This is a genomic window from Altererythrobacter sp. Z27, from assembly GCF_052683155.1.
In genome coordinates, this window is the sequence record NZ_JBQYMC010000001.1 from 1,361,327 (window position 1) to 1,386,471 (window position 25,145).

The window sequence follows — 25,145 nt, forward strand, 5'->3', positions numbered from 1 at the left end:
GCAGGGCGCCGGGGCACAGCTTCGGCGCCCTTCTTCTTGCCTTGGTGGGCCTGCGATTATTGCGGGTTTGATCGCTCGCGCGCGGCATCCGATGGGCGGATGGTGCGCGGCATCGGCGGTGCATCGGCGGGCGCCCGCTGGCCGGTGGCGCGCTCGAGGAAATCGTCGCTCGCTGCTTGCCCCGCTTCTCCTTGGGGCACGGGAATCTGGGGACGCGGCCCTTGCTCGCCTTCCACGCCGAAAGGCTGGCCGCTTTCGCGCCGCCCCGGTTCGATCAGATTGCCCTGTTCGTCGATGAAGTAGTAATCCTCGGGATTGCCGTAGAGATATTCATCGTCGGGTTCGAGCATCCAGCCGGGCAGCTTCACTTCGGTCTCGAATTCCTCGACCGGCCGGTCCTTCACGGCGACCCGCATGTAGTCGGCAAAGGCGCGCGCGGGTGCCCGACCGCCCTGCAGCCCCGGCACAGCCTTGGCGTCGTCACGCCCCATCCAGACGCCAGTGGTGACCCCCGAGGAGAAGCCGACGAACCAGCCGTCCTTGTTCGAACTGGTGGTGCCGGTCTTGCCCGCAACCGGGCGGCCGATCTGCGCCGCCTGCCCGGTGCCGGTGTTGACTGCAGTCTGCAGCAGGTCGGTAATGCCCGCAGCGACGTAGCTCGGCACCAGCTGGCTGGAGCGGGCGCGTTCGTGGCGGTAGATCTCGCGACCGCTCGCAGTGGTCACCCGCATGATGCCGTAAGGCTCGACCGAAGTGCCCTTGGCCGAAACGGCGGCGAAAGCGCGGGTCATGTCGATCAGCCGCACTTCGCTGGAACCCAGCACCATCGACGGGAAGGTCGAGATCGGCGAAGTGATGCCGAAGCGGCGCGCCATCGAGGCGACCGAGCCGAAACCGACATCCTGCCCCAATTGCGCCGCAACTGTGTTGATCGAATAGGCAAAGGCGGTCCGCACATCGATTTCGCCCACGAACTTGCCGTTCGAATTGCGCGGGCTCCAGCCGTCGATCTCTGTCGGCGTGTCGACCACCCTGTCATCGGGAGTGTATCCGGCTTCGAGCGCGGCGAGATAGACGAACAATTTCCATGCCGAACCCGGCTGGCGCTGGGCGTTGGTGGCGCGGTTGTAATTAGTCTCGACGTAATCGGTGCCGCCTACCATCGCCAGGATCGCACCGTCGCGGTCGAGGCTGACCAATGCGCCTTGCGAGCCCGGCGGCGTGTTGGCCCTGACCGCTGAGGTCGCCGCGCGCTGCATGTCGACATCCAGCGTCGTCCACACTTCAATCGGCTCGAACGTCTCGGGCAGAAGCAGGTCAAGCTGCGGCAACACGTAATCGGTGAAATAGCGCGCCGAGTTCTGCGCAACCCGCGCCTTGAGGTTGACCGCATCGATGTCGACCGAGGATGCCTGCGCGCTGATATAGCCTTGCTCGCGCATCAGCCGCAGCACCACTTGCGCGCGGCCCACCGCCGCATCGACATCGGCGGTGGGCGAATAGCGCGAAGGAGCCTTGACCAGCCCAGCGATGATCGCAGCCTCGGCGGTCGAAAGATCGGTCGCGGGATGGCTGAAGAAATTGCGGCTGGCGCTGTCGATGCCATAGGCACCGCCGCCGAAATAGACCTTGTTCAGGTAGAGCTCGAGCACCTGTTCCTTCGAGAACTTCCATTCGAGCGCGAAGGCCAGCACCGCTTCGCGTAGCTTGCGGTCGAGCGAGCGGTTGTTGTTGAGGAACAGATTGCGCGCGAGCTGCTGGGTTATGGTGGACGTGCCACCGATGCGCTTGTCGCCGACGAAGGATTCGAGGATCGCGCCGGTCAGGCGGATCGGGTCCACGCCCAGATGCGAGAAATAGCGGCGATCCTCCACCGCCACCATCGCATCCTTCATCACTTGCGGTATCTCGTCATAGTCGAGCCATTCGCCATAGCTCGGCCCCAGCTCGACGATCTCGGTCCCGTCGCGCGCGCGCACCACGATGGTCTGGGCGGTCTGGGTAGCCTTGAGCTGGTTATAGCTCGGCAGCGACTGCACAGCAGACGCGACCGCGACGCCGAGCACGATCAGCCCGAGCAGCGCCACGGCACCACCCCAGATCGCGATACGCTTCACCAAGCGTGAAAAACGCGAGCCTCCGCCGCTTCCACCCTTCTTGTGCTTGCGCGGGCGCGATGGCGGGGTCGATTGGGCGCGCTCTGCCGCAGCGCGGCGGCTGCCGCGCTTGTTCTTGTTCACCAGGCTGTTTCCGCGCTTCGACATAGTGAACTAGGTGACGACCCTGTATGGCTGACCGGTGTGTTCGCTTGCATAGGCGAGTTGTAACCTCGGGTGAACGGCTCGCAGCGGGATTTCCGCCGCCGCGATCAGTCCTCAGGCTCGAAGTCGAGTGACGCCGAATTGATGCAGTAACGCAATCCGCCTTCCTGCGGCGGCCCGTCCGGGAAGACGTGGCCCAGGTGCCCGCCGCATTTGGCGCAGAGCACTTCGGTGCGGATCATGCCGTAGGAGACGTCGCGCCGCTCCTCGATCGTCTCTTCATCCGCCGGGCGGGTGAAGGCCGGCCAGCCGCAGCCCGAATTGTACTTGGCATCGCTTCCGAACAGTTTGGTGCCACAGCCCGCGCACATATATTCGCCGACATCGTAATGCTTGTCATACTTGCCGGTGAATGCGCGCTCGGTCCCCGCCTCGCGAAGCACGTGATATTGTTCGGGCGTCAGTTTCTCGCGCCATTCTTCTTCGGAAAGCTCGACCTTGTCCGCCATGACTCTCTCCTAACCATCCACCTTTGCGTAGTGCGACGGCGGCTGGATCACGCCCATCCGCTCGGTCAGCAGCGGGCGGAAGCTCGGCCGGCTCTTGAACACCGAATACCAGCCGCGCGTCTGCTCGTGCCCCGCCCAGTCGATGCCGCCGAGGTAATCGGCCACCGAAATCTGCGCTGCGGCCGCAAGGTCAGCCAGGCTCATGGTCGAACCCGCCAACCACGGGCGATTGTCGATCAGCCAGTCCATGTAGTCGAGATGGCCATGCGCCAGCTTCATCGCTTCGCGCAGCACGCGGGAATCGGGCGGCTGGTTGAGCACAATGCGTTTCTTCATCCGCTCGTTGAGCAGAGGTGCGGTGACGTCATTGTAGAAATTCTCGTCGAACAGCGCGACCAGCCGGCGGATTTCCGCGCGATTGGCGGCGGTGCCGTTGATCATCGGCGCCTTGTCGACCGTCTCTTCGAAATATTCGGCGATCGCGCGACTGTCGCACAGCACGGTATCGCGCTCCTGATGCACCATCACCGGCGTGCGCCCCGCAGGGTTGAGATTCCAGAAATAGTCGCTGGCCGACCAGGGGTCTTCGCGGACCATTTCGTAGGCGACGTTCTTCTCGCCCAGAAGCAGGCGGATCTTTCGGCTGAAAGGGCAAAGCGGGAATTGGTAGAGGCGCCACATAATTGCCGGTGTTCATGCCGCAAATCGCGCGGCAAATCCACCGGCGGTAATCGCAAAATCGCGGGTTTTCAGACCCCCGAAGCCTCCAGCATCGTCAGGCAGGCGGGCATGACTGCATCAACCTGCGATTCGTCGAGCAGGCGCTGCGCCTCGGCCTGCACCATTCCGGCCACCGCGTCGCGCTGCAGCCCCGTCTCGTCCATCACCTGCGCCAGCGCGCGAACGAAGAATTCACGCCCGCGCGGATCGATTGCGGGCCATTTCTGCGCATCCGCATTGCCGCTTTCCTGGCCAAAGGAAACGAGCGCGAAGGCCGCCGAACAGCGGACCAGCGCCTGGTTCTCCTGAGAAAGCGAGGCGGTAGGTGGAGTTGCGGGCGCGACAGGCGCGGTCGCCTGGGCGGCGAGGCCGATGGCGGCGGCGATCAGGATGAAGTTCATGGCGGAACCCTATACCAGTGAAAATGAACAGTGCGCTACCATCGTGCTTGTCGTGCTATCTGGGCTGGCTTAGGCATGCGCCGCAACCAAGGGAGAAACGGATAATGTTCAGCCATATAATGGTCGGATCGAACGACATCGAAGCTTCGAAGAAATTCTATGACGCCGTACTGGGCGTGCTCGGCGCAGGCGAACCGGCGCGCGATGTGAAGGACGACGGCACTGTGCGCCTGCTCTACATCCACGGCGGCGGGGTCTTCATGGTTTCGACGCCGATTGACGGCAATCCGGCCACTGCGGGCAACGGCTCCACCATCGGATTCGCCTGCAACAGCCTTGAGCAGGTAAAGGCGTTCCATGACGCAGGCGTCGCCGCTGGCGGCACCAGCATCGAAGACCCGCCGGGACCGCGCACCAGCGCCATGGGCACGCTCAACCTGTCCTATGTCAGAGATCCCTCGGGCAACAAGCTCTGCGCGCTTCACCGCGCAGGTTAAGGGAAAAGGCCAGAAGCTAGCGGCTGAGCTGGAACAGCGCGAATTCCGCGCGCCAGTTCACCGCCGGCGGGCCGATTTCGTGCCCGCCTGAAAAGAACCAGCTTCGTTCCACCCGCACACCCTTGGCCGCGACCAGCTCGCGGAAATCCACAATGGTGACGTGGTGGATGTTCTTCGTCTCGTACCAACTCACCGGCAGTGCCCGGGTCACGGGCATGCGCCCGCCCAGCATCAAGGCGCTGCGCGTACGCCAATGCGCGAAATTGGGGAAGCTGACGAAGGCCTGCCGCCCCACTCTGAGCAATTCATCGAGCATCCGATCGGGCCGCGCCGCCGTCTGCAACGTCTGGCTCAGAATCGCATAGTCGAATGCTTTGTCGGGATAATCGGCCAGGTCGCTATCGGCATCTCCCTGAACCACTGACAGGCCGCGCGCGACGCAGCGCTCTACCTGCGCGGCATCGATTTCCAGGCCGCGCGCATCCACTCCGTGGCGCGCAACCAGTTCCGCCATCAACCTGCCGTCGCCGCAGCCGATATCGAGCACGCGGCTGCCGGGCGTTATATTCTGCGCGATCACGGCAAGGTCGGGGCGAAGCGTCTCAGCCATCGATGAAGCCTTTCATCACCCGGTCGAGCGCAGGTACGTCGAGCAGGAAGCTGTCATGCCCGAATGGCGCGCTCAGTTCGACGAAGCTGACAGGCGCGCCTGCCGCGTTGAGCGCGTGGACGATGTGGCGGCTTTCGGCGGTAGGATAGAGCCAGTCGCTGTCGAAGCTGATCACGCAAAAGCGCGCGCTCGAGCCCGCGAAGGCGTTTGCCAGCCTGCCGCCATGCTCCTCGGCGAGGTCGAAATAGTCCATCGCACGAGTTATATAGAGATAGGAATTGGCGTCGAACCGCTGGGTGAAGCCCGATCCCTGATAGCGCAGGTAGCTTTCGACCTGGAAATCGGCATCGAAGCCGAAGCTCTTTGTGTCGCGGTCTTGAAGGTTTCGCCCAAACTTCTCGGTTAGGCCTTCCTCGCTGAGGTAGGTGATGTGCGCCGCCATGCGCGCCACCGCCAGCCCCGCGTCGGGCGCGGTCTCAGCGCCGTAATAGTCGCCGCCACGCCAGTTGAGATCGGCCATGATCGCCTGGCGCCCCACTTCATGGAAAGCGATGTTCTGCGCCGAATGCCGCGCCGTGGTTGCGATCGCGAGAACACGTGCCGCGCGCTCAGGCCAATTGGCCGCAAGGCTCAGCGCCTGCATCCCGCCCATCGACCCGCCGATCACCGTGTGCAGCCGCTCGATCCCCAACTCGTCGAGCAGGCCAACGAGCCCGCGCACCATGTCGCGGATCGTGATGACGGGGAAACGCATGGCATAGGGCTGGCCGTCTGCCGCTTCGCTGGCAGGTCCGGTCGATCCCATGCAGCTGCCAATCACATTGGCGCAGATGACGTGGAACCGGTTGGTGTCGACCACCTTGCCGGGGCCGACCATGCGTTCCCACCAGCCGGGCTTGCCGGTAATGGGGTGGTTCGACGCGACATACTGGTCGCCCGTCAGCGCATGGCAGATCAGGATCGCGTTGGACCTATCATCCGCCAGTTCGCCATAGGTCTCAAAGGCGATCTGCACATCGCTGAGGGCCTGTCCGCTGTCGAGCGGCAGGTCGCGGCTGAGCGTCAGGCTCTTCGAGGCAATCACAGGCGCCATGGGCCGCTTCGATTGGGCGAGCCCACGCCTTAAGTCAATTGCACTGTTTTTCGAGGTCGAAAGCGGTTATGCGCCGCCGCTCCATGACCGACCAAAACCGCCCTCGCCCTGAAGGAAAACCCTGGATCATGGGCATCCATGCCTATGTGCCCGGCAAGGCCACCGGTGCAGACGGGCGCACACTGGTCAAGCTTTCGGCGAATGAGAACTCGCTCGGGTCGAGCGAGGCGGCACTGGCGGCACGGAAATCGCTTACCCGCGCAGCCGGTTATCCCGACCCTGACTCACGCCAACTTCGCGCGGCGATCGGTGCCCTGCACGGGATCGACCCGGCGCGGATCGTGTGCGGGACTGGCTCGGACGAATTGCTCAACCTCGCCGCACAAGGTTTCGCTGGCCCGGGCGACGAAGTGCTGTTCAGCCGCTTCAGCTTCGCGGTCTACGACATCGCCGCGCGGCGCTGCGGCGCAACCCCGGTCGAGGCGCCGGACCGCGATTACGCCAACGATGTCGACGCGTTGCTGACCGCAGTGACCGAGCGGACGCGCGTAGTGTTCCTTGCCAACCCCAACAATCCCACCGGCACATATTTGCCGCGAAGCGAAGTCGAGCGGCTGCACGCCGGCCTGCCCTCGGACGTGCTGTTCGTGCTCGACCAGGCCTATGCCGAGTATCTCGCGCCGGGCAATGAGGACGGCGGGATCGAACTGGCTGCACACCATGATAACGTGCTGGTCACCCGCACCTTTTCCAAGATCTATGGCCTTGCCGGCGAGCGGATCGGCTGGGCTACGGGCGCACCGCAACTGGTCGATGTTCTCAACCGCATCCGCGGGCCTTTCAACGTCACGACGAGCGGGCAAGCCGCAGCACTTGCTGCGCTGGGCGACCAGGATTTTGTCGCACGTTCGCGCGATCACAATGCGGCCGAACTGGCGCGCTTTACCGCTGCAATCGAAGCGCTGGGCAACCACGGGCTGCGCGCTGTCCCGAGCAAAGCCAATTTCCTGCTGGTGCTGTTTGAAGGCGAATTGACCGCTGCGCAGGCGCTCGAAGCAATCGGCGAAGCGGGTTACGCCGTCCGCCACTTGCCGGGCCAGGGTCTGCCGCATGCGCTGCGGATCACGATTGGCAAGAGCGAAGATATGGACGCGATCGCAGAGGCACTGCGCAAGCTGGTGGAGCAAGGTGCATGAGCATCGAGAAAGTCGCGATCATCGGCCTCGGCCTGCTGGGTGGCTCGATCGGGCTGGCGACCAAGGCGCGCGCGCCGGGCATCACCACGAGCGGCTTCGACGCCGATCCTGCCGTGCGCGCAAAGGCGACAGAGCGCGGTCTGACAGACACAGTGTGCGACAGCGCCGCCGATGCGGTGCGCGACGCCGATCTGGTCATACTGTGCGTTCCGGTGGGCGCGATGCGCGAGGCTGCGGCGGGAATTGCCGATGTGCTGCCCCCACATGCGATCGTCAGCGACGTCGGCTCGTCCAAGCAGAGCGTGGCGGAAGACCTCGCGACCGCCCTCCCCGGCGCCAGGGTGATCCCGGCACACCCGGTCGCGGGCACAGAGCAGAGCGGGCCGGAAGCTGGCTTCGCCACACTGTTCGTCAACCGCTGGTGCATCCTCACGCCGCCTTCGGGTGCGGACGAAGCCGCGGTCGCAGCGCTAGCGGATTTCTGGCGCAAGCTGGGCGCGCGGATCGAAATCATGGACCCGCAACACCACGATCTGGTGCTGGCGGTGACCAGCCACATCCCACACCTGATTGCCTATACGATTGTCGGCACTGCGAGTGATCTCGAGGAAGTGACGCAGGGTGAAGTGATCAAATACTCAGCCGGCGGCTTCCGTGACTTCACCCGCATTGCCGCGTCCGACCCGACTATGTGGCGCGACGTATTCCTGCACAACAAGGCGGCCGTACTCGAAATGCTCGGGCGATTCACAGAAGACCTGACGGCACTGCAACGCGCGATCCGATCAGGCGATGGCGACACGCTGCATGAATTGTTCAGCCGCACCCGCGCCATCCGTCGCGGGATCATCCAGGAAGGCCAGGACGATCCTTCGCCCGACTTCGGGCGTGGACACTAAGCCGGTCAGTTCAGCGCGTTGATCGCTGCCACTACCCTGGCTTCGATTTCCTCGCGCGGAAGGCCCGGGGGGATCGGCTCGCCGATCTTGTAGGTGATGCGGCCCGATCGCTTCCACAACCGGTGATAGAGCGGCCCGCTATTCACCGCCACCGGCACCACCTGCAGCCCCAGCAGCTTGTAGAGCCCGGCAAAGCCCGATTGGAGTTCGGGGCTCGTGCCATGGGCCACGCGCGTGCCCTCCGGGAAAATCACCAGCGGCCGACCTTCGGCAATCCGCTCGCGCGCCTTGGTGATCATCTGGCGCAGGGCCCGCGCACCTTCGTCGCGCGCCACCGGTATCAGTCCATACTGGAGCGCCGAATGCCCCCAGCCGGGGATCTTGAACAGCTCCTGCTTGGCGAAGACCGCCGGCGAATTGAGGAAGGCGGGCATGTCGATCGCTTCGAACAGGCTCTCGTGCTTGATCGCGTAGAGCACCGGCCCATCGGGCGGTTCGCCTTCGACCGCGACTTCCACCCCGAGCACATGCACCACGCACCAGCGATGCCAGCGCGACCATGCCCGCACCACCTTGCGCAGGCGCGCGCTGCCTAATGGCACCGCAGCGACCGAGGCGCTGACGAGGAAGATGCTCCCGATGTAGAACACGGGATAATAGAGCAGGCTGCGCAGGACCGACATTTCGATCAGCTCACGACTGGATCAGGGCAGTCAGGCGGCTCACCACAAGCTTGTGATACTCGAGCAGCAGCACGCCGAAATTCGGCTCGGTCCTGACTGCGTCTGGCACGACCGTAACCGTGCTCGGAAGCGTGCGACTGAGTTCGCCCGCCACGCGGCGCATATGCCAATCGCTGGTGACGAGGCGGATCGAGGAGATGCCCCGCTTCTCCACCCATTTGGCGATTTCCTCTGCATTGCCGCGCGTATCGACTGCGGCAAAGCCCAGCTCGACGCAGCAATTCATCCGCCGCCGCGATACGCCGAACTCTGCGGCGAATTCGTCAGGACGCACTTCGAGGTCGACCCCGCTCACCAGCATCCGGTCCGCCCAGCCATTGTCGAGCACTTCGAGCCCGCGCTGGATCCGCCCGGCGGCCCCCGTCGGCACGATCACCGCATCGGTCTTTATGTCACCCGCAGGTGCGGGCAACGTGGCGAAGAACCACACGAAGCCGAAGGCCCAGGCGAGGAAAACAGCGGAGAGGAGTCTTAGGATCATAACATTCGTTTCAAAGCGGACATTACAGTGATGCGCGCAGTCAGCATCGCAAGCAAGACCCCGGCAAGCGGAATTGCCGTAAGCACAAGCCAATCGAACTGGCGCAGATTGCCCCCCGCGACCATGCCCGAATCGATAGCCGCAAACTGGCTGCCTATCAGGCCAATCGCAAGCACCCCTAATATCAGGCCGATCGCCCCGCCCAATAGCGCGTCGATCGTGATGCTGCGCTGGAAGACCTGGGCGATCTGGCGATCGGTTCCGCCCAATAGGTGGACGATCTCCACCGTCTTGCGATGGTTGTTGAACGAACTTCGCGCCGCCAGCCACACCGCGGCCGCGCTGGTAAGGGCCAGCAAGGCGATCAGCGCCAGCGCAAGATATTGCAGCGAAGCAAGCGCATCATAGACCGGGCGCAGCCAGTCCGACTGCGCATCGACCCGCGCTTGCGGGATTTCGTCAAGCAGCAGAGCGTTCAGCCGCGCGACCTCCGCCGTGTCGGCAACGCTTTCCAGCTGGACGTCGATCAGCGCGGGGATCGGCACCGCTTCCTCCGCATCAGTGCCGGAGCCGATCCATGGCGCCAGCATCTCTGACAGTTCCTCGCGCGGGATCACGCGCAAGCTGGCGACGGCAGGGTCGGCAACCAGGATTTCGGCGGCGCGCTTGGCGAGTGCCGCCCGCGTTTCCGCATTCGCCTCGACGATCTGCACCGTCAGCGCACCGGACAGATCGGTCCGCGCGCGGTCGGCCAGATTGCCCAGTGCAAGCCCGGCGGCAGCCGCCATCACGGTCAGCGCGATCATGATCGCGATCACCCATGGCATTGGCCCGCTGGCGGGATTGCGCGGAACCAGCCGCGCCGCGCGTCGCCCCTTGAACGGCACGAGGTCGCGCACAAGCGACCGGTCGATCAGCGGAGCGCGGCTCATGCCTCGCTTCCCCGCTGCTGAGGACGGGGCGCAGGCCGCGGCGGGAATCGCAGCGCGCCCGTGGGGTCGAGCAACTGGCCCTTCTGCAGCCGCATGATCAGCGAATCCGGCACCTGCCGCAGCAAATGGATGTCATGTGTCGCGACGATCACGGTGGTGCCGAGCCGATTGAGCCGCTCGAACAATTGCAGCAGCTTGAGCGCCATGTCGGGATCGACATTGCCGGTCGGCTCGTCGGCGATCAGCAAATCGGGCCGGCCGATTACCGCGCGTGCGATAGCGACCCGCTGCTGCTCCCCACCCGACATGGTGGCGGGTACGGCATCCATGCGTTGTGCCAGGCCGACCCATTCGAGCATGTCGGCCACGGGCTTTGCCAAGTCCGCCTCGCGCACCCCGGCTACTCTCAGCGGCAGCGCGACATTGTCGAATGCGGAAAGATGCTCGACCAGGCGGAAATCCTGGAACACCACCCCCAGCTTGCGGCGGAAGGCGGGGAGCTGCTCGCGCGGCAGAGTGATCGTGTCCTTGCCGAACATCCGGATCGCCCCGCGTGATGGGCGCTGGGCAAGGTAAAGCAGCTTGAGCAGGCTGGTCTTGCCTGCCCCGCTGGCGCCGGTGAGGAAGTAGAACAGGCCGGGGTGAAGCGTGAAGCACAGATCGCGCAGCACTTCGGGTTCGGTGCCGTAACGCAGCCCGACATTGTCGAAGGTCACGATTTCGCCTGTCCCCTCGGTCATCGCGTGGCTCTATCCGAAGGGGAAGGCAGTGCAAGGCCAATCATCGCCGGAGCGCAGAATTGCGAGGCTTCGGTGTGGAAAAAGAGCGGGTTTCTTTGCCTCATGGCTTCTCTGCACTTGTTGCACTGCGCCATGCCGCCTAATGCACTGAGTGACATGATAATTGCGTGTCCAGCCTGTCGCACACGCTACGTTGTGCCAGACACGGCCATCGGCATCGATGGGCGCACGGTGCGTTGCGCCAAATGCAAGCACAGCTGGTTCCAGGACGGGCCTCAGCCTGAGGCGCGCGAAGCTGCTCCTGCGCCTCAGCCACAAGAAACACCCGCTCCCGAGCCTGAAGCTAGCAAAGCTGCACCTGCGACTCCGCCGCGGGAAGAAGCGACTCCTGAGCCTGCGCCCTCACCAGATTTTGCTCCACCCGAGCCTGAAACGGCGGCAGATGTGAGCGATACGGAAGAAAGCGAGCGGGAGCCTGAAGCCCCACCAGCGCCTGCTCCGCAGCCATCGGTGAATTTCTGGCGCACGCCGCAACCAGAGGTCGTGGCTCCGCAACCTGAGCCCGAACCTCCGATGCCGGCGGAACCTACTCCTACGAAGGAAGCGCAGCCGCCCGCCGCAGTCGAACGTGAAAGCGCGCCAGCCGAAGCCACCGACTATGTGGAGGACGATGGCGGCTATTCGCGCTTCGACTATGAACCGCCCTTTCGCGCGCGGCGCAATCCGCTCAAGATTTGGACCGCCGCAGCATTGCTGTTCGCGGTTTCCGCTTTCGGTGCGATCGCGGCGATCAATATCTGGGGCATGCCGAGCTGGCTGCCGTTCGAGCGCCCCGTGTTCGGAATGGAGAAGCCCGGGCTGAAGCTCGACTTCCCACCCGAGCAGCAAGACCTGCGGACGCTTCCCAACGGCACCGAATATCTCGAAGTCAGCGGGTCGGTTGCGAATACCGGCCGTACGACCGCTTCGGTTCCCTCGATCATGATCGCGCTCCGAAACGAGCAGGACCAGATCGTCTACACCTGGGAAATCGTTCCACCGCAGCGCGAGCTTGCACCGGGTGAAACCATGCGGATAAGCGAAGCAATGGTCGATGTGCCGCGCGCGGCACGGGTGATCGAGATCGGCTGGTCGCCCTAGTCCGCAAATATCGCGAAACGCGATGGTAAAGTGCTTGCGGAGCCGCACCTCTGTTGCTAGTGGCGCCCTCCTGTTCGCGACGGGCTTCATGCCTTTCGAACGACTGGGTGCGGTCGTGGCGGAACTGGTAGACGCGCAACGTTGAGGTCGTTGTGGCCGAAAGGCCGTGGAAGTTCGAGTCTTCTCGACCGCACCAAACAGTTAATCTGACAATCCGATTTTCGCCTTCGGGCATCAACTCCGCCAAGAATGGCGCAGAGCTGCGGGGTTTCCCACGTTCGATCTTACGCGCCTGGGCAAGAGACCATTGAGTGAGGCGGCTTCGCCGCTCCGATCACCACTTTTCCCTGTCTATGATTTCCTCGCCTCAGATCATCGATCGATGTTGCGTGGTGACCCGCAAGACGATTCGGAGCCTGAGCCAGTTCTACCTGGACAGCTTGGCAAGCCTTGTCTGACGATGCACTTGCTGGTCAAGCCCGTGTGCCCGGTTCGAAATTTGTTGCATCCAAATGGGCCGGATGCCGCATCTAACCTGTCGAAACCAATCCCGCCCCCCTTTGGGCGACAACAGGAAATTCGACAATGAAGCTACCTTTTCGGCCAAACCGATTCGTATCGTCAGTGCTGGTGCCAATCCTGACTGTAACCGCCGCCGTCGCCAGTACTGCCGCGAGCGCGAGCCCCGTCAGCACAACCATGCCGGACACAGAGGCGGGCGAGATCGGCGAGATGGTGATCGCGCGCATCAACGCCGATGATCAGACAAGCATCCAGCAGTGGGCCTCGACAATCCTCGCCCCGACGATTGACGCGAGCATGCAGGATGCCTTCCTCAAGCAGCTCGCTGTTGCGGTTCGCGACAGCGGCGGCGTCGACTTCGTCGATGCGCGAACGCAAGGCCCTCCGGGAATGCTGGTCGTGACCATCAAGGGGCGGCGGACCGGGCAATTGGTCGCTCTCGTGCTGCTCCCCGATCCGGAGCAGCCCGGAAAGCTGGCAATGGTCGACATGGTGTCGATCGATGATCCCACGCTTTATGATGGCTGGCCCGAAACGGGCGCGTCGCAGGCTGACATTGCCCGTCTCGCCGGGGCTGCACTGGACCAGCTCGCGAATACGACCGACTTTTCGGGATGCCTGAGCATTTCGGACGGCGCGACCACCTTCTTCGATGAATGCCGCGGCCTCGCTGACCGCACGTTTGGCGTAGCGACAGATCGCGAAACGAAATTCCACATCGGATCGATGAACAAGATGTTCACTGCGGTTGCGATCGCCCAGCTAGCGGAATCGGGCAAGTTGAGGTGGGACGCGTCGCTCGCCGAAGTGATGCCAGAATATCCCGATCAGGCGGCTGCGGCAAAGATCACCGTGTGGCAGCTGCTGCGCCACACATCCGGGCTGGGTGACTTCTTCGTTCCGGAGTTTTTCCAGAATCGCGAGAAATTCGTCAATCCGGGCGACTATCTCGATCTGATTGCCCGCCAACCAATTGTTTTCGAGCCAGGTGCCGACTGGAGCTATAGCAACGCGGGCTACATCCTGCTGGGGCGGATCGTCGAAAACGTCTCGGGCGAAAGTTACTTCGACTACGTCGAGCGCCATATCTTCGAGCCTGCCGGCATGACCTCCAGCGGATTCGGCAGCCTGGAAGACGTCACCGAAAAGCTGGCGACCGGCTATTTCAAGGATGGTGCCTTTGCCACCACATGGAAGGCCAACTGGATGACCCTTCCCTTCAAGGGCAGCCCCGCCGGGGGCGGCTATTCCACCAATGAAGACCTGCTGAAGTTTGCAAATGCGTTCCAAGGCGGAAAGCTGGTTGGCCCTGCGACCTTGCAGAAGATGTTCGAAGACGGCGTGCGGGTGGGGCCCGGCAAGTACGCGGCCGGTTTCGGTGATCGCCCGTCGAACGGCCGCCAGATTCGCGGCCATGCGGGTGGCGCACCGGGCATGAGCGCAAATCTCGCGATGGTCTGGGAAACCGGGGCGGCGGTCGCAGTGACCAGCAATCAAGGCGATACGCCGACCGCGATGCTGCTGAGCGAGCGCATCGCAGATATGCTCGCATCGCAAGGGCAAAAACCGTGATGCTCGCTTGCGACCATCTGATATTCATCGAACTTTCCGGGGAGTCACGCTGATGGACTTTTCAATGCTGTTCATTCCTTTCGTGGTGATGCTCGCGCCCGTAGGGATCCTCCTGATCTTCCTGCGCTATCGCGCGCAGATTACGAAGGAGCGCTATCGCACGCTGCTGCAGCTCGCGGAAAAGGGGGTGGAACTGCCGCATGACCTGCTGGTCGAACCGCATGCTTCCGACGCCGATCGGCGCCGGGCGCTGGTGCTGGTAAGCAGCGGCCTGGGACTGATGGCGATGTTCCTTGCGCTGCCGTTCGAGTTCCACAGCGGACAGAGCCTCGCCAGCCTGTGGGGCATCGGCCTCTTGCCGTTGATGACGGGCCTTGGCTACTTCGCGAGTTGGTGGCTCAACAGGCGCGATGACATGCGTGGCTGACCAGCCTGCCTCGGTGCAAGTCGATCATTCGTTGGTGGCGCGTGCGCTGCTGACGGATGATCGGCGCGCGTTTGAGCAACTCATGCGGCGCCATCAGGGCATGGTGCGCGCTCAGTTGCGCCGCCTGCTTCACGGCGACGAGGCCAAGGCCGACGATCTCGCCCAGGAGACGTTCCTGCTGGCATGGCGCAAGCTGCATCAGTTTCGCGGCGAGGCGCGCTTTTCGACCTGGCTCTACCGCATCGCATATTCCTGCTTTCTTCAGGATCGGCGAAAAGGCTCGTCGGCTGCTGAGGACATCGATGGCGACACGCTCGAACAGCGAACATCGTCGCGCGATGCGGTCGAGCTGCGGCTTGATGTCGAGCGCGCGATGCGCCGCTTGTCCGCTCCCGAGCAAGCTGTGCTGCTGCATGTCGTGCAGCTCGGATTGAGCCATGATGAGGCCGCCTATGTGCTGGCCATGCCGCTCGGCACCGTGAAATCCCATGCCAAACGCGGCAAGGCCAAGCTCTGCGAACTGCTGGCAGACTGGCAATCGACTTCTCCGGAGGAAATTGGGTCATGAACGACGATATGGAAGACATTTTGGACGCCCTACTGCGCGATCAGTTCGAAGGGCCGGTGCCGGTCGGCGATTTCTGCGATCGCGTGATGGATCGGCTGCCCGCCCGGCGGCGTCGCATTCAATGGCCCATGGCTGCCGGGATGCTCATCGGCGTCGCAATGTGCTGGGTCAGCCTGTCGTCTGCTCCGATCATGTCTGTCGGTTGGCGGGACTGGCTCTCCGGAGAAGCGTCCGCATCTGCCGTGGCGTTGCTCGTCTCGACGATGGGCATGGCAGTTCTGGCATTGGCCTGGACGATCGCCGAGGCTGAAGATCGCTACGCCCCAGCGCCCCGGCGCATCGCTTGATGGCAATGTCGCCGAGCTTCGCGCTAATGTAGAATTGCTGCATCTGCGAAGGGAAGTTTGACGCAGGCCTCATAAGGCCTAAACTCGGTTCGATGGACCTGCAGACCGGCCTTCCCGCTCCGCCGCCGCTGGCAACCTTTCTGAAGGCTGCACCGGTCGCTCTCTATCTGGATTTCGACGGCACTCTGGTCGAGATTGCGGCCCGGCCCGATGCAATCGCGGTGCCCGGGGCGCTTGGCAAGGGACTCGAACATCTTGCTGCCCGGCTGGGCGGCGCGCTCGCCGTCGTGACTGGACGCAGCATCGTCGATCTCCGGCAATATCTGGGGCCTGTTGCATTGCACCTCGCGGGCTCCCATGGCGGCCATGTGCTTGCGCCGAATGGCGACGCCCTGCTCGAAACCAGGCCCTTGTCCGATCATGTAGGCGAAGCGCTTGGCAGCTTCGCCAGCAAGCGCGGCCTGTTGTATGAGCCCAAGGCGCATGGCGCGGCGCTGCATTACAGGGAAAAGCCCGAAATGGAGGCCGAGACTCAGGCTTTTGCGCGCGGTCTGGCCAATGAGCATGGGCTCGGGACCAAGTCAGGCAAATGCGTGATCGAAATCGTGTGGCCCGGAACCGACAAGGGCGGCGCGGTCGAACTGCTGGCCAGTGAAGCTCCTTTCAAGGGCCGCATGCCGGTATTCATCGGCGACGATGTGACCGATGAAGACGGATTCATTGCCTGCAGCCGGATGGGTGGCTTCGGCATCCTGGTGGGAGAGCGCAGCGACACCCAAGCGCGCTATCGCTTGAAGAACGTAGGGGACGTTTACGAATGGCTGAACCTGTGACCGCAGACCTGGAACTCTGGCCGATCGGCAACTGCCAGGTCAGCGCCCTGATCGACCGCGACGCCGCGATCGTCTGGGGCTGCGTGCCGCGGGTCGATGGCGACCCGGTCTTCTGCTCGCTGCTCAATGGGGACAGAAGCGAAGCAGGCGTCTGGCGCTTCGAACTCGAGGACCAGGTCAGCGCGCGCCAGGAATATATCCGCAACACGCCGATCCTGGTCACGCGACTGGAAGCGGAAGACGGCAGCGCGGTCGAAGTGCTCGACTTCTGCCCGCGCTTCGAAGGCAAGGGCCGGATGTACCGGCCAGTGGCCATCGGCCGCATCGTTCGGCCAGTATCGGGAAATCCGCGCATCCGCGTCGTGCTGCGCCCGATGAAGAATTACGGCGCGCAGATTGCCGCAACGACCAATGGTACCAACCACGTCCGCTACCTCGTAGGCCCGCAGGCGCTGCGGCTCAGCACCGATGCGCCGGTGGGCTACATCCTCGAACAGCGCAGTTTCCGGATCGAGGACGACACGCATTTCTTCCTTGGCCCGGACGAGCCCTTCGCGGGCAATCTGCGCGAGGAAATCCGCCGCATGGAGCAGGCGACCCGCAAATACTGGCAGCAATGGGTCAGGGGGCTCGCCACTCCGTTCGAGTGGCAGGATGAAGTGATCCGCTGCGCAATCACGCTGAAGCTGTGTCAGCATGAGGAGACTGGTGCGATCGTGGCCGCGCTCACAACCTCGATCCCCGAAGCGCCGCATTCGCAGCGCAACTGGGACTACCGTTACTGCTGGATCCGCGATTCCTACTACACGGTGCAGGCCCTGAACCGATTGGGCGCGCTCGATGTGCTGGAGAAATACCTGGGATACCTGCGTAACATCGTCGATGCAGCGAAGGGCGGGAGCATCCAGCCGCTCTATTCGGTGATGGGCGAAAGCGAGCTGGACGAGACGACCGCCGCCTATCTCGCCGGCTATCGGGGGATGGGCCCGGTAAGGCGCGGCAACGCCGCCTACAAGCAGATCCAGCACGATTGCTATGGCCAGATCGTTCTGCCGACAGTGCAGGGATTCATCGACCGGCGCTTGCTGCGAATGGCGGATGAGCGCGATTTTGAAAGCCTGGAAGAAGTCGGCGAGATGGCGTGGCGGATGCACGACCAGCCCGATGCCGGGCTGTGGGAATTCCGCACACGGCAAGAAGTGCACACCTATTCCGCAGTGATGAGCTGGGCGGCCTGCGACCGGCTGGCGATGACCGCCGAATGGCTCGGCAAGCAGGAACGCGCGGATCTGTGGCGCGAGCGGGCCGATGTGATCCGCGCCAGGATCGAGGAAGAAGCCTGGGTCGAGAATGGCGAGGAAGGCGGCCACTACGGCGCAAGCTTCGAAAGCGACTATCTCGATGCCAGCCTGCTGCAGATGGTGGAGTTGCGCTTCCTCTCGCCCGACAACGAGCGTTTCCAGTCGACCTTCGCCGCAGTCGAACGGCATTTGCGGCGCGGGGACTTCATGCTGCGCTACGCCGCAGAGGACGATTTCGGCAAACCCGAAACGGCTTTCAACGTCTGCACATTCTGGCTGATCGAAGCGCTGCATCTCGCCGGTCGGGACGAGGAAGCGCGGCGGCTGTTCGAGACAATGCTCAGCCACACCACACGTTCGGGCCTGCTCAGCGAAGACCTCGATTATGAGAGCAGCGAACTTTGGGGTAACTTCCCCCAGACCTATTCGCTGGTCGGCGTAATCAACTGCGCCGGGCTGCTGTCCAAACCATGGAGCCAGGTACGATAGGACGTCTCGTTGTCATCTCCAATCGCGTCGCCGTACCGAAGGCGCGCGGCGCCGCGGGCGCACAGGGCGGGCTCGCCGGCGCACTCAACTCGGCACTGAAGGAGTATGGCGGCATCTGGTTCGGCTGGTCGGGCCAGCAGAGCGATGACCGCACCGGCAACGTCAAATTGCAGCGCAATGACGGCGTGACGATCGCAACGATCGATCTCTCAAGCCGCGATGTTGACGAATATTACAACGGCTATGCTAATTCGACCTTGTGGCCGCTGTTCCATTACCGGCTCGACCTGACCGAATACGAGCGGGAGACGGGCAAGGGATATGAGCGGGTAAACGAACGTTTTGCCGAATGCGTGAGCCCGCTGATCGAGGAAGACGATCTCGTCTGGGTCCATGACTACCATCTCCTGCCGCTGGGAGACCGCCTGCGCGCCCGCGGGCTCAAGAACCGGATCGGCTTCTTCCTGCATATTCCGTGGCCGCCGACGCGGCTGTTCGTGTCGCTGCCGTTCCACGAGCGGCTGGTGCGAACCATGCTGGAATACGATCTGATCGGGTTCCAGACCGACGAATGGCGCGAGAGTTTTCTCCATTATTGCCGCAAGGAGCTGGGGGCGAAAGTCGACGAGAGTTCAGGCTCGATCACGCTCGACGGGCGCACCGTGATCGCGCGGGCATACCCCATCGGGATCGACTGGGAGCACTTCCAGGCGCAGGGCCAAACGGAAGAGGCGCGCAAGGCCGAGCAGCGGCTGGTATCGTCGACGCGCTTGCGCACGGCCATGATCGGGGTGGACCGGCTGGATTATTCCAAGGGACTGCCGGAAAGGATCGATGGCATCGGTCGTTTCTTCGACCAGCATCCCAAGCGCGTGAGCGATCTCGTCTTCATCCAGATTGCGCCGCCAAGCCGTGAAGATGTCGAAACCTATCAGCAGATGAGAACGCTGCTCGAGCAGAAGACCGGCCAGATCAACGGTGCGCGAAGCGAAGTCGACCTGGTGCCGATCCGCTACGTCAACCGCGGCTATTCGCATGCCGAACTCTATGGCTTCTTCCGCGCATCCAAAATCGGCCTGGTGACGCCGCTGCGGGACGGGATGAATCTGGTCGCCAAGGAATATGTCGCCGCGCAGGACCCTGAGGATCCCGGTGCGCTGATCCTTTCGCGCTTCGCCGGGGCAGCCCGGCAATTGGGAACCGATGTCGAAGGAGCCGTGCTCGTCAATCCGCACAGCCCGGACGACCTGAGCCACGCGATCCGCATCGCGCTCGACATGCCGCGCGCCGAGCGCAAGGCTCGCTACCAGGCGATGATCGGAACGATCCGCGACGACAACGTCCAGGCATGGACCAAGCACTTCTGCGCGGATCTGGCAGCGGTGAGGCAGCAATAGCCAGCCATTCATGTTTGAGAATTCGACGCAAGCCAATCAATCCCGAAACGCCGTCTCACTCAGCCTCGTGATCGGGGTAAAGATGTATGAGAGCACCGAGCGTTTCTCGCCCAGCAGATTGACATTGGCGACCATGCCCGGCCCGATCTTCAGGGGCTGCCCATCCCTTCCGATTAGTCGGCTTTTTGTCTGTATTTCAACGGTATAAAAAGACTCGCCGGTTTGCTCGTCCTTTACTGCATCGGGCGAGATAGACGTGACCACACCATCCAGAGTGCCGTAAATCGCGCGATTGTATGCGGTGATTTCAATCCGGGCAGGCTGGCTCAAACCCACGTTGGCGATATCCGCCGGTCGGATCATTGCTTCAACGTAAAGCGCATCGTTCGACGGCACGATTTCGGCAATGGGGGACCCTGCCGAGACCGAGCCCCCTACGGTTGTTACCAGAACCCTGTTCACCTTGCCGGTTACGGGCGAACGAATTGTTGTGCGATCGACCCGGTCCGACAATGCAGGCAGCTGGACTTGCTTGGAGCTCAGTTCGGCCTGGGCCTGCGACAGCTCGCTGGCCGATCGCGTCAACCAGTCGCCTCGGGCCTGCGCGGATTGCGCCTGCGCCTCGGCCACTCCGGCCCCTGCACGCGCAAGTGCCGCCTGCGCGGAGTCCACCTCCTTTTGGGCGACCTTGGCCTCGTTTTCGGCCCTTATCAGATCGACCTTCGGAATGATCTGAGTGGTCACCAATGGCCGGATCATCTCCAGCTCCTTGGTGGTGGCCTCGAGCGTCGAACGCCGCGCTTCGAGCAGGGATTCCGCCTCGATCACTGCGCGCTGAGCCTGAGTCACCCGGGCACTCGCGGCGTTAACTGCGCTTTGCAGTTCTGCCATACGCGCACGATGCAGCGCCTGTTCGATTTCGATCTGGCCCGTTGGTGCCGAGCCGTAGTCAGGATTGGATCCGCGAACTTCCGCATCGAGCCGCGCAATCTTGGCCTGTAGCGCGCTGACCTCTGCCGTCGTACTTCCGAACGCCGCCCCGGTCAGCGTGGGCGACAGCCGCACCAGGACATCGCCCTTGCGCACGGATTGCCCCGGCTTGACCAGAATGTCTTCTATGATCCCGCCTTCCAGATTGGACACAATTTGGAGTTTGGAACTCGGCACTACGCGCCCCATGCCGCGGACACTGCGATCGATCTGTGTCAGGCCCGCCCAGACGAACGCAATCACAAAGAAAGCGACAATCACCCACAACACCAGATTGGCGGATTTCCTGGCGACGATTTCCTGCTCGTCTACATCGATTGAGCCATCGCTTAGGAGGTCAAGCAGCTCTGCCATCGTTGCTCCTCATGGCAGATCGGATGTCGGCAACCCGGTCCCGAATACTATCGGGTGTCCCATCCATCACAATCCGCCCTTCCGACAGCATGACGATACGATCCACCAGGCGCAACAGGGACGGGCGGTGCGTAACGATGATCAGTGTCCGGTCAGCGAATTCCTCGCGCAGATTTTCCATGATGCCGCGTTCGGTGTCGGCATCGACCGCAGAGGTAGGTTCATCCAGGATGATCACGGGCGGCCTTCCCACCAGCGCCCTTGCCAAACCGATCGATTGCTTCTGGCCTCCCGACAGGCCATCCCCCCTGTCGGCGAGTTGCAGATCGTATCCATTCGGAAACTTGCTGATGAAATTGTGTGCCCGGCTCAGCTTGGCGGCACGGATCATTTCCGCATCGTCTACGTCGTCCCTCCCAAGCAGGATATTGTCCCTGAGCGTGCCGGTCAGAAGCGTGCTTTCCTGAAACAGCGCACCGACCCGGGCCCTGAGCGCAGAAGGCGTCAGCTGCCTGATGTCCACCCCGTCGATCAGCACCAATCCGCTTGTTGGAGGGTACAGGCCGATCATCAAGCGGGCGATAGTCGATTTCCCTGAACCGATCGGCCCCACCAGCGCCACATGTTCCCCGGCTTCGATCCGCAGATTGATATTCGACAGCGCCAACTCGGGCGCTTCCGGGTATCGAAAATCGACATTGCGAAACTCGATCGTACCCGAAACGCGCGCGACGCCCAGCCCGCTGCCGTTCGGGCCTTCGACCGGATTGGACATGAATTTGTCGATTTGGGAATAGGCCGTCCGGGTGGCATTTATGCGGGTCAGGAGATGCGCAATCGTGCCCAGGGGCGCTACAACCCGCCCTGCCAAAATCGAGCAGGCAATCAGGCCGCCGATCGTGAGCGACTGTTCCGCGATCGCGAAAACGCCAAATATCACAACGCCTGTATAGGCCATGGTCTGGGCGGTCCCAGCGATTGTGATGGCAATGTTCGACGTCACCCGCTGACGCAACGAAACCACGGCATGCCGCCCGACGGCATCCTCCCAACGCTGCGCCACGATCTTGCCGGCATTGGCGGACTTTACGGTTTCCAGGCTGCCAATCGTTTCCACGAGCACGGATTGCTTGCTCAGGGCTTCGCCTAGCGTCTCGGCCGAGAGCCGCCGCATCATAGGTTGGGAAGCAAGTGCGGCCCCAACGACCAGCGGGATCATTGCCAGCGGGACCAGCACCAGCCATCCCCCGATCAGGGCGATGACAACGAGAGTGATCAGAATGAATGGCAGATCGACAATCGACGTGATCGTCGCAGAGGCGAAGAAATCTCGCAATGTGTCGATCTCGCGGACCATGCCCGCAAGCCCGCCGGTCGAGTGCTTGCGCGTATCGAGGCGCATCTTCAGGACCTGCTCGAACATGGATCGCCCAATGTCCCGATCAATGCGAGCGCCTGCGACATCGACGAAATAGGCGCGAAGCATTTTTAGGACGAAATCGAACAGCAGGATGATCGCAAGCCCGATGGTCAAAGCGATCAGGGAGTCGGTCGCATTGTTGGGTACGACACGGTCATAGACCGTCATGGTGAACAATGCGGTGATCAGCGCGAACACGTTGATCATCGCAGCGGCCAGTGCCACTTTCAGATAGATCGAACGATTGGCGCGCAAAGGCACCGCCAGCCACTCGGCCATCCGGCCTTTGGGCACTTCCACCTGGTCAGTTGCCATCCGCCTGGCCCCTTTCCGAACTCGTCGGGTAACCGGCTTTGTTTCCAGTTACCGCCCCCCGGTTACCCGCAAGTTGCAGCCTATCATGCGCATGCATGCGGGAAACCCTCCGGGCACAACCGTACGATATTGGGACGCTCGCGTTCGCGCCGGAATATTGTCTTCATCGGCAAGTCAAACCGTCAGATTGGTTTGCGCCAACATCGACAGATCCTCGGGAGGCAATAGACTGCTCGTTTGATAGAGCGAGTCAGGGGCGATCTTGGCCAGCGTATCCAAATAGCCCTGGACCAGGCTGCTTGAATAGTCGTCACCGTCCATTGCGACCTGAGTCGTGAATCCGTTGACCGTCGCTTCGCCGCTCTCGTTGAACATAGCCAGCTCGTTATGCGCTTCCGAACCGCCGGCCTTCCACGCATCCTGCCAGGCCTTTTTGCCACCGCTTGCCATTCCGTTGAGATCCGGATCGAACTGCAGAATAAAGCTGACCGCAGTAGCGTAGTCATCCGCGATGTCGGGATTGAGCGCGTCCATTCCGGTGCAGGGATCTTCACTTTCGCTGTCCGGGGTGGTCAGCGAATGGTTGTTGATCGAATTCAGGAAAGTTGCACCCAGATCGCGCTCAAGGCTGGTCAGGTAGTTGCTGTTGCCTCCATTCCCACCCTTGCCGCCGCCTGAGACCCAGGCGCGGAGCTCTTCTGGCGTCAGATAGATATCTTCACCTTCGTCAAAGACACCATCGCAATCAGCGTCCCACAGCACGAAGTGGTCGTTCACATCGTCGCCGTCGGTGTCGATGCCGTACTTGGTCAGCAAGTCGGTGGTCGACCAGCCTTCCGCATCGAAGTCCTTGTCGCCGTCTGGTGAGCCGTCACCATTGGCATCACCATTGTTCTCGTCATTGCCATCGTAAAGCGAGAAACCCAATTTCGACTGCCAGAAGCCGGGCGTACGGTTGGCACCCTGCATCATATAGTTGCCGAAGTTGCCGTCCTCTGCTTCGCCAAGGCTACCCGAAATGATCAGCCCGCTTTCGACGCTGAACGAGAAGTAGCCGAGTTCCCCGCCATAGGTCTGCGTAAAGCCGTCCTGCATGACTTCGTAGACATGGAGGATACCGTCGGCGTCATCGACGATCATGTCATAGGTGATCGTGAACGAGTAGTAGCCGTCCACATTCGTGACCTGGACGTCGATCTCGTTACCATTGTCAGGAACGTCGTCCTGGTCGAGGACGATTGTCCAACCCGACAGGACGGCCGTATCGGCTTCGTCCCACTCGCTATTGTTGTTCGCATCGGCCCATTTGTAGCCGGAAATGAACATGTCCTGGAAGTTGGCGAAGTCGAACGTCTGGCTGTCGTCACCCGACATGGCAACGATTGCGCTGATCGGACCCACGGTTTGAGTCCAACCATTCTGGTCTACTTCGCGGACGATCTTTCCATTGTATGACGGGTCAAGCCCGGTGATTTCCCAATCACCGTTCTCGTCGGTGATGTCGAATTTCTCGCCTTCGTCCCATTGCTCATTGTTGTTCTCGTCGATGTAGATCTTCCAGCCTTCCAGGCCAGCCTCCCCATCATCGATCGCGGCATTGCCGTTTTCGTCCTCGTACTTCGTCCCCGAGATGTCGAACAACTCGAAGTTGGCAAAGTCCTGATCGCCCACATCAAAGCCCGAAGTGCCGGTTCCGGTGACCTCGATTTTGGTGGCGCTGACATTGGTCCAGCCATCCTTGGTTTCCTCAAGCACCCAATAGGTGCCCAACGGCAGGCCCTCGAAGCTGTAGTCCCCGTTCTCATCCGTCCATGTCGTATCGATCAGTACGCCGCCATCGTCGGGATCGCCGTCATAGAGATAGATCGTCCAGCCCCCGGCATGCGGATCCTCCGGATCCTCCGAATCGAAGCTGTACGGCGTTTGGTCGGTACCGCCTTCAATTCCGTCAGCATCAATGAACTTCGTACCCGAGATCGAGCCGTACTGGGTGTTGTAGAAGTCCTGCCCGCTCGAGTCCGTCGCACCCGAGGTCAGCGTGTCGACCGCAACCGCAGTGGGGGTGACGTTGAACCAACCCTCCTTGCCTTCCTCGACCACCACATAGTCGCCCGGAACAAGCCCGGTGAACTCGTAATAGCCGTCGGCCCACTCGCCGGTACCGGTGTAGACGAAGCCTTCCGCAGCGCCGGTCGGGACGCCGTTGACCAGGTCGTAGTTCTCCGCCTTGTAGAGCGTGACCTTCCAGTTATCGACCGGAGTGCCGACGCCGCCCTCAACCCCGTCCGCATCCTCGTACTTGTAACCCGAGATCGAGCCGTACTGGGTGTTGTAGAAGTCCTGCCCGCTCGAGTCCGTCGCACCCGAGGTCAGCGTGTCGACCGCAAC

The 25,145-nt window shown here is 62.4% G+C and carries 24 protein-coding genes, 1 tRNA gene and 1 pseudogene; 13 read left to right on the forward strand and 13 right to left on the reverse strand.

Annotated features, from left to right (window positions below; translation table 11 throughout):
- Positions 1-56: 56 nt before the first annotated feature.
- The 4 genes from ACUJ47_RS06660 to ACUJ47_RS06675 all read right to left on the reverse strand — a co-directional run bounded on the left by ACUJ47_RS06660 (position 57) and on the right by ACUJ47_RS06675 (position 3,891).
- The gene (locus ACUJ47_RS06660; protein ID WP_445537628.1) at positions 57-2,264 is read right to left on the reverse strand and encodes a transglycosylase domain-containing protein; all 2,208 of its coding nucleotides are present in this window, start codon (positions 2,262-2,264) and stop codon (positions 57-59) included.
- Between the two features lie 104 nt (positions 2,265-2,368).
- The gene (msrB, locus tag ACUJ47_RS06665) at positions 2,369-2,770 is read right to left on the reverse strand and encodes a peptide-methionine (R)-S-oxide reductase MsrB (RefSeq protein ID WP_445537629.1); all 402 of its coding nucleotides are present in this window, start codon (positions 2,768-2,770) and stop codon (positions 2,369-2,371) included.
- Between the two features lie 9 nt (positions 2,771-2,779).
- A complete protein-coding gene (locus tag ACUJ47_RS06670) occupies positions 2,780-3,451 on the reverse strand; it encodes a glutathione S-transferase family protein (protein ID WP_445537630.1) in 672 nt (223 codons plus the stop codon).
- Between the two features lie 68 nt (positions 3,452-3,519).
- Positions 3,520-3,891 carry a hypothetical protein gene (locus tag ACUJ47_RS06675; RefSeq protein WP_445537631.1) on the reverse strand — a complete coding sequence of 124 codons (372 nt, stop codon included), beginning with the start codon at positions 3,889-3,891 and terminating at the stop codon, positions 3,520-3,522.
- A gap of 104 nt (positions 3,892-3,995) precedes the next feature.
- Here ACUJ47_RS06675 and ACUJ47_RS06680 point away from each other — a divergent pair, with 104 nt between their 5' ends.
- Entirely contained in the window at positions 3,996-4,388 is a 393-nt protein-coding gene (locus tag ACUJ47_RS06680) for a VOC family protein (RefSeq protein WP_445537632.1), read from the forward strand.
- A gap of 16 nt (positions 4,389-4,404) precedes the next feature.
- Here ACUJ47_RS06680 and metW read toward each other — a convergent pair whose 3' ends face one another.
- Together metW and metX are read right to left on the reverse strand one after the other, a co-directional pair.
- Positions 4,405-4,998, reverse strand: a complete 594-nt coding sequence (gene metW / locus ACUJ47_RS06685; protein ID WP_445537633.1) for a methionine biosynthesis protein MetW — start codon at positions 4,996-4,998, stop codon at positions 4,405-4,407.
- Complete coding sequence (metX, locus tag ACUJ47_RS06690; RefSeq protein WP_445537634.1) at positions 4,991-6,091, reverse strand: homoserine O-acetyltransferase MetX; 1,101 nt, start codon at positions 6,089-6,091, stop codon at positions 4,991-4,993. Before metX ends, metW begins: the two co-directional genes overlap by 8 nt.
- 83 nt (positions 6,092-6,174) lie before the next feature.
- Here metX and hisC point away from each other — a divergent pair, with 83 nt between their 5' ends.
- Together hisC and ACUJ47_RS06700 are read left to right on the forward strand one after the other, a co-directional pair.
- A complete protein-coding gene (gene hisC / locus ACUJ47_RS06695; RefSeq protein ID WP_445537635.1) occupies positions 6,175-7,287 on the forward strand; it encodes a histidinol-phosphate transaminase in 1,113 nt (370 codons plus the stop codon).
- Positions 7,284-8,186 carry a prephenate/arogenate dehydrogenase family protein gene (locus ACUJ47_RS06700; RefSeq protein ID WP_445537636.1) on the forward strand — a complete coding sequence of 301 codons (903 nt, stop codon included), beginning with the start codon at positions 7,284-7,286 and terminating at the stop codon, positions 8,184-8,186. The genes hisC and ACUJ47_RS06700 overlap by 4 nt, the downstream gene beginning before the upstream one ends.
- 5 nt (positions 8,187-8,191) lie before the next feature.
- Here the strand turns inward: ACUJ47_RS06700 and ACUJ47_RS06705 are convergent, their stop codons facing one another.
- The 4 genes from ACUJ47_RS06705 to ftsE are packed head-to-tail and all read right to left on the reverse strand — an operon-like array spanning position 8,192 to position 11,082.
- Entirely contained in the window at positions 8,192-8,869 is a 678-nt protein-coding gene (locus ACUJ47_RS06705; protein ID WP_445537637.1) for a lysophospholipid acyltransferase family protein, read from the reverse strand.
- 10 nt (positions 8,870-8,879) lie between these two features.
- Positions 8,880-9,410 (reverse strand): YdcF family protein, encoded by a 531-nt coding sequence (locus tag ACUJ47_RS06710; RefSeq protein WP_445537638.1) that lies wholly within the window; start codon positions 9,408-9,410, stop codon positions 8,880-8,882.
- Positions 9,407-10,342 (reverse strand): cell division protein FtsX, encoded by a 936-nt coding sequence (locus tag ACUJ47_RS06715; RefSeq protein ID WP_445537639.1) that lies wholly within the window; start codon positions 10,340-10,342, stop codon positions 9,407-9,409. The genes ACUJ47_RS06710 and ACUJ47_RS06715 overlap by 4 nt, the downstream gene beginning before the upstream one ends.
- Positions 10,339-11,082, reverse strand: coding sequence for a cell division ATP-binding protein FtsE (ftsE, locus tag ACUJ47_RS06720; protein WP_445537640.1), 744 nt, complete (start codon positions 11,080-11,082; stop codon positions 10,339-10,341). The genes ACUJ47_RS06715 and ftsE overlap by 4 nt, the downstream gene beginning before the upstream one ends.
- Before the next feature lie 156 nt (positions 11,083-11,238).
- Here ftsE and ACUJ47_RS06725 point away from each other — a divergent pair.
- From ACUJ47_RS06725 to ACUJ47_RS06770, 10 genes and pseudogenes are all read left to right on the forward strand, one after another.
- Positions 11,239-11,334, forward strand: a pseudogene (locus ACUJ47_RS06725) (MJ0042-type zinc finger domain-containing protein); the annotation flags it as partial.
- Between the two features lie 192 nt (positions 11,335-11,526).
- Positions 11,527-12,222: a thioredoxin gene (locus ACUJ47_RS06730; RefSeq protein WP_445538906.1), complete on the forward strand. Its 696-nt coding sequence runs from the start codon at positions 11,527-11,529 to the stop codon at positions 12,220-12,222.
- 109 nt (positions 12,223-12,331) lie between these two features.
- Positions 12,332-12,418 (forward strand) — tRNA-Leu (locus ACUJ47_RS06735).
- A 389-nt stretch (positions 12,419-12,807) separates the two neighbouring features.
- Positions 12,808-14,316, forward strand: a complete 1,509-nt coding sequence (locus ACUJ47_RS06740; RefSeq protein ID WP_445537641.1) for a serine hydrolase domain-containing protein — start codon at positions 12,808-12,810, stop codon at positions 14,314-14,316.
- 52 nt (positions 14,317-14,368) lie between these two features.
- Positions 14,369-14,743, forward strand: coding sequence for a DUF6249 domain-containing protein (locus tag ACUJ47_RS06745; protein ID WP_445537642.1), 375 nt, complete (start codon positions 14,369-14,371; stop codon positions 14,741-14,743).
- Positions 14,736-15,311 carry an RNA polymerase sigma factor gene (locus ACUJ47_RS06750; protein WP_445537643.1) on the forward strand — a complete coding sequence of 192 codons (576 nt, stop codon included), beginning with the start codon at positions 14,736-14,738 and terminating at the stop codon, positions 15,309-15,311. Before ACUJ47_RS06745 ends, ACUJ47_RS06750 begins: the two co-directional genes overlap by 8 nt.
- The gene (locus ACUJ47_RS06755) at positions 15,308-15,658 is read left to right on the forward strand and encodes a hypothetical protein (RefSeq protein WP_445537644.1); all 351 of its coding nucleotides are present in this window, start codon (positions 15,308-15,310) and stop codon (positions 15,656-15,658) included. The genes ACUJ47_RS06750 and ACUJ47_RS06755 overlap by 4 nt, the downstream gene beginning before the upstream one ends.
- Before the next feature lie 92 nt (positions 15,659-15,750).
- On the forward strand, positions 15,751-16,491 hold the full coding sequence (otsB, locus tag ACUJ47_RS06760; protein WP_445537645.1) for a trehalose-phosphatase: 741 nt from the start codon (positions 15,751-15,753) through the stop codon (positions 16,489-16,491).
- Positions 16,476-18,281: a glycoside hydrolase family 15 protein gene (locus ACUJ47_RS06765; protein ID WP_445537646.1), complete on the forward strand. Its 1,806-nt coding sequence runs from the start codon at positions 16,476-16,478 to the stop codon at positions 18,279-18,281. Before otsB ends, ACUJ47_RS06765 begins: the two co-directional genes overlap by 16 nt.
- Positions 18,278-19,678 carry an alpha,alpha-trehalose-phosphate synthase (UDP-forming) gene (locus ACUJ47_RS06770; protein ID WP_445538874.1) on the forward strand — a complete coding sequence of 467 codons (1,401 nt, stop codon included), beginning with the start codon at positions 18,278-18,280 and terminating at the stop codon, positions 19,676-19,678. Before ACUJ47_RS06765 ends, ACUJ47_RS06770 begins: the two co-directional genes overlap by 4 nt.
- A 36-nt stretch (positions 19,679-19,714) precedes the next feature.
- Here the strand turns inward: ACUJ47_RS06770 and ACUJ47_RS06775 are convergent, their stop codons facing one another.
- From ACUJ47_RS06775 to ACUJ47_RS06785, 3 genes are all read right to left on the reverse strand, one after another.
- A complete protein-coding gene (locus ACUJ47_RS06775) occupies positions 19,715-21,022 on the reverse strand; it encodes an HlyD family type I secretion periplasmic adaptor subunit (RefSeq protein ID WP_445537647.1) in 1,308 nt (435 codons plus the stop codon).
- Positions 21,006-22,757: a type I secretion system permease/ATPase gene (locus ACUJ47_RS06780; protein ID WP_445537648.1), complete on the reverse strand. Its 1,752-nt coding sequence runs from the start codon at positions 22,755-22,757 to the stop codon at positions 21,006-21,008. The genes ACUJ47_RS06775 and ACUJ47_RS06780 overlap by 17 nt, the downstream gene beginning before the upstream one ends.
- 174 nt (positions 22,758-22,931) lie before the next feature.
- Positions 22,932-25,145, reverse strand: a 2,214-nt coding sequence (locus ACUJ47_RS06785; protein ID WP_445537649.1) for an MSCRAMM family protein, incomplete at its 5' end; no start/stop codon positions are given.

What these genes read in the sequence shown, in the direction of transcription:
- ACUJ47_RS06660 (WP_445537628.1), bottom strand. Translation starts at nt 2,264, where the DNA reads ATGTCGAAGCGCGGAAACAGCCTGGTGAACAAGAACAAGCGCGGCAGC.
- msrB (WP_445537629.1), bottom strand. Translation starts at nt 2,770, where the DNA reads ATGGCGGACAAGGTCGAGCTTTCCGAAGAAGAATGGCGCGAGAAACTG.
- ACUJ47_RS06670 (WP_445537630.1), bottom strand. Translation starts at nt 3,451, where the DNA reads ATGTGGCGCCTCTACCAATTCCCGCTTTGCCCTTTCAGCCGAAAGATC.
- ACUJ47_RS06675 (WP_445537631.1), bottom strand. Translation starts at nt 3,891, where the DNA reads ATGAACTTCATCCTGATCGCCGCCGCCATCGGCCTCGCCGCCCAGGCG.
- ACUJ47_RS06680 (WP_445537632.1), top strand. Translation starts at nt 3,996, where the DNA reads ATGTTCAGCCATATAATGGTCGGATCGAACGACATCGAAGCTTCGAAG.
- metW (WP_445537633.1), bottom strand. Translation starts at nt 4,998, where the DNA reads ATGGCTGAGACGCTTCGCCCCGACCTTGCCGTGATCGCGCAGAATATA.
- metX (WP_445537634.1), bottom strand. Translation starts at nt 6,091, where the DNA reads ATGGCGCCTGTGATTGCCTCGAAGAGCCTGACGCTCAGCCGCGACCTG.
- hisC (WP_445537635.1), top strand. Translation starts at nt 6,175, where the DNA reads ATGACCGACCAAAACCGCCCTCGCCCTGAAGGAAAACCCTGGATCATG.
- ACUJ47_RS06700 (WP_445537636.1), top strand. Translation starts at nt 7,284, where the DNA reads ATGAGCATCGAGAAAGTCGCGATCATCGGCCTCGGCCTGCTGGGTGGC.
- ACUJ47_RS06705 (WP_445537637.1), bottom strand. Translation starts at nt 8,869, where the DNA reads ATGTCGGTCCTGCGCAGCCTGCTCTATTATCCCGTGTTCTACATCGGG.
- ACUJ47_RS06710 (WP_445537638.1), bottom strand. Translation starts at nt 9,410, where the DNA reads ATGATCCTAAGACTCCTCTCCGCTGTTTTCCTCGCCTGGGCCTTCGGC.
- ACUJ47_RS06715 (WP_445537639.1), bottom strand. Translation starts at nt 10,342, where the DNA reads ATGAGCCGCGCTCCGCTGATCGACCGGTCGCTTGTGCGCGACCTCGTG.
- ftsE (WP_445537640.1), bottom strand. Translation starts at nt 11,082, where the DNA reads ATGACCGAGGGGACAGGCGAAATCGTGACCTTCGACAATGTCGGGCTG.
- ACUJ47_RS06740 (WP_445537641.1), top strand. Translation starts at nt 12,808, where the DNA reads ATGAAGCTACCTTTTCGGCCAAACCGATTCGTATCGTCAGTGCTGGTG.
- ACUJ47_RS06745 (WP_445537642.1), top strand. Translation starts at nt 14,369, where the DNA reads ATGGACTTTTCAATGCTGTTCATTCCTTTCGTGGTGATGCTCGCGCCC.
- ACUJ47_RS06755 (WP_445537644.1), top strand. Translation starts at nt 15,308, where the DNA reads ATGAACGACGATATGGAAGACATTTTGGACGCCCTACTGCGCGATCAG.
- otsB (WP_445537645.1), top strand. Translation starts at nt 15,751, where the DNA reads ATGGACCTGCAGACCGGCCTTCCCGCTCCGCCGCCGCTGGCAACCTTT.
- ACUJ47_RS06765 (WP_445537646.1), top strand. Translation starts at nt 16,476, where the DNA reads ATGGCTGAACCTGTGACCGCAGACCTGGAACTCTGGCCGATCGGCAAC.
- ACUJ47_RS06775 (WP_445537647.1), bottom strand. Translation starts at nt 21,022, where the DNA reads ATGGCAGAGCTGCTTGACCTCCTAAGCGATGGCTCAATCGATGTAGAC.
- ACUJ47_RS06780 (WP_445537648.1), bottom strand. Translation starts at nt 22,757, where the DNA reads ATGGCAACTGACCAGGTGGAAGTGCCCAAAGGCCGGATGGCCGAGTGG.